This window comes from Vibrio sp. YT-16 (assembly GCF_033337405.1).
GTDB lineage: Bacteria > Pseudomonadota > Gammaproteobacteria > Enterobacterales > Vibrionaceae > Vibrio > Vibrio alginolyticus.
Genome location: NZ_JAWOQQ010000018.1, coordinates 74111 through 81762, shown reverse-complemented (window position 1 = coordinate 81762; position 7652 = coordinate 74111). Strand labels below are relative to the sequence as shown.

General features: G+C 46.4%; 6 protein-coding genes. 3 read left to right on the top strand and 3 right to left on the bottom strand.

Going from position 1 to position 7652, the window contains the following annotated elements:
• Positions 1-126 precede the first annotated feature (126 nt).
• Genes hemG through R7F07_RS21575 form a run of 3 tightly spaced genes read right to left on the bottom strand, consistent with a single transcriptional unit; the run spans position 127 to position 2791 of the window.
• Positions 127-654 carry a menaquinone-dependent protoporphyrinogen IX dehydrogenase gene (hemG, locus tag R7F07_RS21585; protein WP_005378894.1) on the bottom strand — a complete coding sequence of 176 codons (528 nt, stop codon included), beginning with the start codon at positions 652-654 and terminating at the stop codon, positions 127-129.
• 9 nt (positions 655-663) lie between these two features.
• Positions 664-2121 carry a TrkH family potassium uptake protein gene (locus R7F07_RS21580; RefSeq protein ID WP_005378893.1) on the bottom strand — a complete coding sequence of 486 codons (1458 nt, stop codon included), beginning with the start codon at positions 2119-2121 and terminating at the stop codon, positions 664-666.
• Between the two features lie 46 nt (positions 2122-2167).
• Positions 2168-2791: a YigZ family protein gene (locus R7F07_RS21575; protein WP_025768945.1), complete on the bottom strand. Its 624-nt coding sequence runs from the start codon at positions 2789-2791 to the stop codon at positions 2168-2170.
• A gap of 261 nt (positions 2792-3052) precedes the next feature.
• Here R7F07_RS21575 and fadB point away from each other — a divergent pair, with 261 nt between their 5' ends.
• From fadB to R7F07_RS21560, 3 genes are all read left to right on the top strand, one after another.
• On the top strand, positions 3053-5224 hold the full coding sequence (fadB, locus tag R7F07_RS21570; RefSeq protein WP_054579435.1) for a fatty acid oxidation complex subunit alpha FadB: 2172 nt from the start codon (positions 3053-3055) through the stop codon (positions 5222-5224).
• A gap of 14 nt (positions 5225-5238) precedes the next feature.
• Positions 5239-6414, top strand: coding sequence for an acetyl-CoA C-acyltransferase FadA (gene fadA, locus R7F07_RS21565; RefSeq protein ID WP_017635587.1), 1176 nt, complete (start codon positions 5239-5241; stop codon positions 6412-6414).
• A 252-nt stretch (positions 6415-6666) separates the two neighbouring features.
• Complete coding sequence (locus R7F07_RS21560) at positions 6667-7647, top strand: MDR family oxidoreductase (RefSeq protein WP_005378882.1); 981 nt, start codon at positions 6667-6669, stop codon at positions 7645-7647.
• The last annotated feature ends 5 nt before the right edge of the window (positions 7648-7652 follow it).

Genomic DNA, 7652 nt, shown 5'->3' with positions numbered 1-7652 from the left:
GCCGTGTCAGCGAGGTGGCATTATAGAGATTGCGATCACATTGGCAAGCCCTTTTTCTCGTTTTTTTTGATTTTTTTATCGTTCGGATAAATTTGCATCAAAAGCGGTCAAAAGAGCACGTTATTTCTACAGTTCTCTAAATTTATCTGCGAAAAGAGCCACTTTTTCCCAATTGGTGTACTCCACCTCTTTGGTCGTATCGGTTTCGCCACCCGTCATCGACATAATGAACCTAATCATAGTTCTGTCGAACCAGCTATAACGTGGGTAATAAAGTGCACCAGCAAAAACACCGATTAGCGTTGGTTTCCAAGGCGACTTAATTAGGAACTTGCGAATGTAGGCACTACCTTCAGGTGTATCCTTTCCTTGGTCCTCTTTACGAGCGGTTAGGTTTACGCAGAAAAATGCCACTTTATTTTGCTCCAATTGATTGAGGTTTCGCTCAATAAACTGGTATAGCTTTTTATTAAGATGGCCATAGCGAATAGAGGCGCCTATCAATACTCTGTCGTATTGGCTGAAGTCAATCGTCTCGACATTATGTAAATCCACCAGCTCACAATCGAAATCTGGAAGTTGTTCATCTATATAGTGGAGAATTTTTTTAGTCTGCCCTTCGCGGGAAGAGTATAGAAATAATGCTTTTGCCACGATTTCCCCTTAGCTACGCCAAAACGTCGGCGTAAGTAGAATAAGTAAGGTAAAGATTTCCAAACGACCAAACAGCATAGAAACTATTAATACCCATTTTGCTTTGTCGTTAACATCACCAAAGTGAAGCGCCACTTCTCCCAAGCCAGGACCGAGGTTGTTCAGAGTCGCAGCCACCGCCGAGAACGCACTGAGCTCATCCATTCCTGTTGCAATCAACCCCAACATACAAACCACAAATACCAATGCGTATGCGGAGAAGAAACCCCAAACCGCATCGACAACACGTTGCGGTAGGGCACTGCCACCTACTTTGATGGTGTAAACCGCGCGTGGATGGACTAAACGTTTTAGTTCACGCGCACCTTGTAAGGTAAGAAGCAGGATACGGATCACTTTCATGCCGCCGCCTGTTGAACCAGCACAACCACCTATAAAGGAAGAGAACAATAACAGCACAGGTAAGAAGAGCGGCCAATCCGCAAAACCTGTTGTCGTAAAGCCCGCTGTTGTGGATATTGATACGGTTTGGAACAGAGCCTGATCGAAAGCATCGTATGTCGATGTGTAAGAATGATGTTTCAGTAATAATAGAAAGCAAATGATAAATAGCAGCACTTGAATAAACAAGAAGGCGCGAAACTCAGGATCTTTCCAGTAATACTTGGGATGTACGCCACCTGATGCAAATGCAGCAAAGTGCAGTGTGTAATTACATGCAGATATAAGCAGAAAAACCACAGTAATCAGGTTAATCGCGTAACTATCAAAATATCCGATGCTGGCATCGTGGGTAGAGAAGCCGCCAATAGCAATGGTGGAAAAGCTGTGACTGATGGCGTCAAATGGCGTCATACCAGCTAACCAAAAAGCCGAAGCACAGGCGATAGTCAGGCTCAAATAGATGTACCAAAGCGCCTTAGCAGTTTCTGCTATGCGCGGCGTCACTTTAGTGTCCTTGACTGGACCAGGGATCTCGGCGCGGTAAAGCTGCATACCACCAATGCCAAGTACTGGCAAAATCGCCACCGCTAATACGATGATTCCCATACCGCCGAACCACTGCAGTAACTGTCGATAGAATAGAATCGCTTTAGGTAACTCATCCAAACCAACAATAACGGTCGCCCCGGTCGTCGTGAGAGCAGAAAACGATTCAAAAAACGCATCTGTCACTGAGACGTTCGGGTTGTCAGCAATGAGAAAGGGGATCGAGCCTGCACTGCCAAGTACTGTCCAGAATAAGACGACAATAAGAAAGCCATCTCGAGCTTTAAGCTCGTGCTTATACCTGCGGTTTGGGTACCAACAAACGGCCCCACAAAACAGCAGAACAAAAAATGTCGTGACAAAAGGCACACCAGCACCATCTCGATAGATCAGCGCAACGAGTGCTGGCGCAAGCATAGTGACACTAAAGAGTGCGAGCAGTAGCCCGACGATTCGAATAATTGAACGAAATTGCATGGATAAATTGACTAGCGAAGCTGTCCCTGTTGCTTCCTGTTTTTCATTATTGTCCGTCTAGCGGAGTGACAATTGCCTTTGCCCCGCTTTTATTAATGATTGCTTGGGTAAACGCGCTCACTTCTCGAAGCTCAATTTCCACCACTAATACGACCTGATCGCTGTATTCAGCCTCGACTTCTATCGCACCAAATTGCGGCATGATTGATTGTGCGATCGGCATAAACCCATAGTCTAACGTTAGTCTGAGCTTTGTGGTTATTTTTTTCTCAATAGTTTGAAGCAGCTTGAGCGCTTGTTGTACCCCACCCCCATACGCTTTAACCAAGCCGCCTGTACCTAACTTGATTCCACCAGAGTATCGCGTGACCACAGCCGTGATCTCCCCCACACCAGATCCAGACAGCTGAGCAAGGATCGGTTTACCTGCCGTCCCTGAAGGTTCTCCATCATCACTAAAGCCCCACTGCATCGAATCTTCTGGTCGACTAGCAACAAAGCCCCAACAGTTATGTCTAGCATCAGCGTGTTTAGCTTTGATTTGATCAACAAATGCTTTTGCAGCTTCGATACTTGGCGTGTGTGCCAAATAAGTAATGAAGACGCTCTTTTTAATTTCTTCTTCAAATTGAGCGGGCTCTGCTGGAATCAGATAAGGCTTGTCATTCATAGGATTATGGATTCAGGTTTATTTGCCTGAAGTCTATCACGAGTGTGATTTACCCGTCGCATAAGATCTGCCACAGCGCACAATGTTAAACACTTGTTTAAAAAATGTATTGAAATTAGACAATCCACGATCCAAACTAACTTTACTGGTCAAACCAGAACAAAAATAAACCGACTTCCTCGATACCTATTTGCCGAGGTACACGGCGTCGTTGAAATAGGTATACAGACAATCCACGATTGTATGTCATGGAGATAGACAATGATTTACCAAGCCGAAACCCTACAGGTAAAGGAAATACAAGATGGTATTGCAGAGCTAAGCTTCTGCTCTCCAAAATCCGTCAACAAACTCGACCTAGCGACATTGGAATCGCTAGATAAAGCTCTTGATGCGCTCATTGCCCATCAAGGCCTCAAGGGGTTGTTGCTCACTTCAGATAAAGACGCATTCATTGTAGGCGCAGACATTACCGAGTTTTTAGGTCTGTTTGCTAAAACGGATGCCGAGCTCGACCAATGGCTGCAATTTGCTAATAGCATCTTTAACAAATTAGAAGACTTACCCGTTCCGACCATCTCAGTGATCAAAGGCCACGCTCTTGGTGGCGGTTGTGAATGTGTGCTAGCAACAGACATGCGTATTGGTGACAAAACCACCAGCATCGGCCTACCAGAAACGAAACTGGGAATCATGCCTGGCTTTGGTGGTTGTGTACGCTTACCTCGCGTTATTGGCGCAGACAGCGCAATGGAAATCATCACCCAAGGTAAAGCATGCCGTGCGGATGAAGCATTGAAAATTGGCTTACTCGATGCAGTTGTAGAGACTGATGCTTTATACGAATCAGCACTACAAACTCTTAACTCTGCAATTAACGAGAAACTTGACTGGCAAGCACGCCGAGCACAGAAAACATCTCCGCTAACGCTGAGTAAGCTTGAATCAATGATGAGTTTCACCATGGCGAAGGGTCTGGTGGCACAAAAAGCAGGCCCTCACTACCCTGCCCCAATGACAGCCGTTATCACGATTGAAGAAGGTGCTCGCTTTGCACGTAATGAAGCGTTAGACATTGAACGTAAGCACTTCGTGAAATTGGCTAAATCGGAAGAAGCAAAATCACTCGTTGGCCTATTCCTTAATGATCAATACATCAAAGGCATTGCGAAAAAAGCAGCGAAGTCAGCAAGTAAAGACACGCAACGTGCAGCCGTGTTAGGTGCAGGTATCATGGGTGGCGGCATTGCTTACCAATCAGCGCTAAAAGGTGTGCCTGTCTTAATGAAAGACATCGCGCAAGCGTCGCTCGACCTAGGCATGACTGAAGCATCTAAGCTGCTGAATAAACGCTTATCTCGCGGTCGCATTGATGGCTTTAAGATGGCGGGTATTTTAGCGTCAATCACACCGAGCCTACATTACGCAGGTATTGAAAACTCTGATGTGATTGTTGAAGCTGTCGTTGAAAACCCGAAAGTAAAAGCAGCAGTTTTAAGTGAAGTTGAATCCCATGTCGGTGACGACACCGTTATCACCTCAAACACCTCGACGATTCCTATCAACCTATTGGCAAAATCACTAAAACGCCCAGAAAACTTCTGTGGTATGCACTTCTTCAACCCAGTGCATCGTATGCCTCTTGTTGAGATCATCCGTGGTGAGCATACCTCTGATGAAACCATCAATCGTGTTGTGGCGTATGCTGCGAAAATGGGCAAATCACCAATTGTCGTTAATGACTGCCCAGGGTTCTTCGTTAACCGCGTATTGTTCCCATACTTTGGCGGCTTCAGCATGCTACTTCGTGATGGTGCTGACTTTACGAAAATCGACAAAGTCATGGAGCGTAAATTTGGCTGGCCGATGGGACCGGCGTACTTGCTTGACGTAGTCGGCATTGATACCGCGCACCACGCACAAGCTGTGATGGCTGACGGTTTCCCTGAGCGTATGGGTAAACAAGGTCGTGATGCGATTGATGCACTGTTCGAAGCAGACAAATATGGTCAGAAAAATGGTAATGGCTTCTACAGCTACACCATAGATAAAAAAGGTAAGCCGAAGAAAACCTTCTCCGAAGCGATCTTACCGGTACTTGCTGACGTTTGTGCCGATAAGCAGGACTTTGACGATCAGACCATCATTCAACGTATGATGATTCCAATGATCAACGAAGTGGTGCTGTGCCTACAAGAAGGCATCATCGCGACTCCGCAGGAAGCAGATATGGCATTGGTTTATGGTCTTGGTTTCCCTCCATTCCGCGGTGGCGTATTCCGCTATCTAGACAGCGTGGGTATTGCTGAATACGTTGAAATGGCAAAACAACACGCCGAGCTAGGTGCGATGTACCAAGTACCGCAAATGCTGATTGATATGGCGGCGAAAGGTGAAAGCTTTTACGGTGCACAACAGCAAGGTTCTATCTAAGGAGGGATTCTAAAATGACTAATCAAACAAGAAATGTTGTCGTAGTCGATTGTCTACGTACTCCAATGGGTCGCTCTAAAGGTGGTGCTTTCCGTCATACACGAGCAGAAGATCTATCTGCGCGCCTAATGAAAGGCATTCTTGCGCGTAACCCACAAGTGAACCCAAGCGAGATTGAAGACATCTACTGGGGCTGTGTACAGCAAACACTAGAGCAAGGCTTTAACGTTGCACGTAATGCCGCGCTACTCGCGGGCCTGCCGATTGAAATTGGCGCCGTGACGGTGAACCGCTTGTGTGGTTCATCAATGCAAGCGCTTCACGACGGTACACGTGCCATCATGACTGGCGATGCTGAAATCTGCCTAATTGGTGGTGTTGAGCACATGGGGCATGTGCCAATGAACCACGGTGTAGACTTTCACCCAGGTATGTCAAAGAACGTAGCAAAAGCTGCGGGCATGATGGGCTTAACGGCTGAAATGCTGGGTAAATTACATGGCATTAGCCGTGAGCAACAAGACGAGTTTGCCGCTCGCTCACACGCTCGTGCGCACGCAGCAACCGTAGAAGGTCGTTTTAAAAACGAAATTCTACCAATTGAAGGCCACGCACCAGACGGCACACTGTTCACTCTGGATTACGACGAAGTGATTCGCCCTGAAACATCCGTTGAAGGTCTATCTCAACTTCGCCCAGTGTTCGACCCTGCAAACGGTACAGTAACAGCCGGTACTTCATCGGCGCTGTCCGATGGTGCATCAGCGATGTTGATCATGAGTGAAGAGAAAGCTAATGAGCTTGGTTTGAAGATTCGTGCACGTATTAAAGGCATGGCCATTGCGGGCTGCGATCCTTCTATTATGGGTTACGGTCCTGTACCTGCGACGAAAAAAGCGCTCAAGCGTGCCGGTCTTTCAATTGAAGACATGGATGTGGTTGAGCTAAACGAAGCATTTGCCGCGCAGTCTCTGCCGTGTGCTAAAGACTTAGGCCTGCTTGATGTTATGGATGAGAAGGTCAACCTTAACGGTGGTGCGATAGCATTGGGTCATCCACTAGGCTGTTCTGGTTCACGTATCTCAACAACGTTGATCAACCTAATGGAAGCGAAAGACGCGAAATACGGTCTGGCCACCATGTGTATCGGTTTGGGTCAGGGCATTGCGACAGTATTTGAACGACCATAACAGTTCAAGACGTTGTTGTAGTGATCGAGCCAACAATCATAAGCAAATGAACTAATAATAAAATTTTTAGTATTACACTTAAGGGCGACAATTGATGTCGCCCTTTTTGTTTTACATCAAATATGCATGAAGAGCATACATTAAATGCTCAAGTTTCATTTTATTCATAGACAAAGAAGACATACACTTAGACCAGTTGATATCTTGCTGCATGTGACCCAGAGTCATGCTACCGCACAATCGGAGAACCTTATGTTTAATGCTCTAGTTCTAAATCAAGAAGACAAACGTACTATCGCTAACATCGAGCAAATCGATGAAACACAACTGCCTGAAGGCGACGTTCTGATTGACGTTGATTACTCATCGTTAAACTACAAAGACGGTCTTGCGATCACAGGTAAAGGTAAAATCATCCGTAACTTCCCGATGGTGCCAGGTATTGACCTAGCAGGTACGGTAGTAAGCTCAGAAGACGACCGCTACCAAGCTGGTGACAAAGTTGTCCTTACTGGCTGGGGCGTGGGTGAAAACCACTGGGGTGGTATGTCTCAGCGTGCTCGTCTAAAAGCAGATTGGCTAGTACCACTACCAAAAGGTCTAGATAGCAAGAAAGCAATGATGGTTGGTACTGCTGGTTTCACAGGCATGCTATGTGTTCAAGCACTGCTTGATGCAGGCATCAAACCTGAAAATGGTGAAATCCTTGTAACTGGCGCAAGTGGCGGTGTAGGCTCAGTCGCAGTAACGCTTCTAGCACAGCTTGGCTACAAAGTTGCTGCAGTGACAGGTCGTGTAGAAAAAAATGGCCCGCTACTTGAAAAACTAGGTGCTAGCCGCATCATCGACCGTACTGAATTTGAAGAACCAGCACGTCCACTTGAAAAGCAAGTATGGGCAGGTGCGGTTGATACTGTAGGCAGCAAAGTACTGGCTAAAGTATTGGCGCAAATGGATTACAACAGTGCAGTTGCAGCTTGTGGTCTTGCAGGTGGTTTTGATCTACCAACCACAGTGATGCCGTTCATCCTACGTAATGTTCGCCTACAAGGTGTGGACTCAGTAATGTGCCCAACAGAGAAACGTATCGCTGCATGGGAAAAGCTGGTCGAGCTACTACCAGACAGCTACTTCGAGCAAGCGTGTACTGAAGTTGCTCTTGCTGAAGCACCGAAATATGCAGAAGACATCACCAACGGTCAAGTAACGGGTCGTGTGGTTATCAAGCTATAAACACT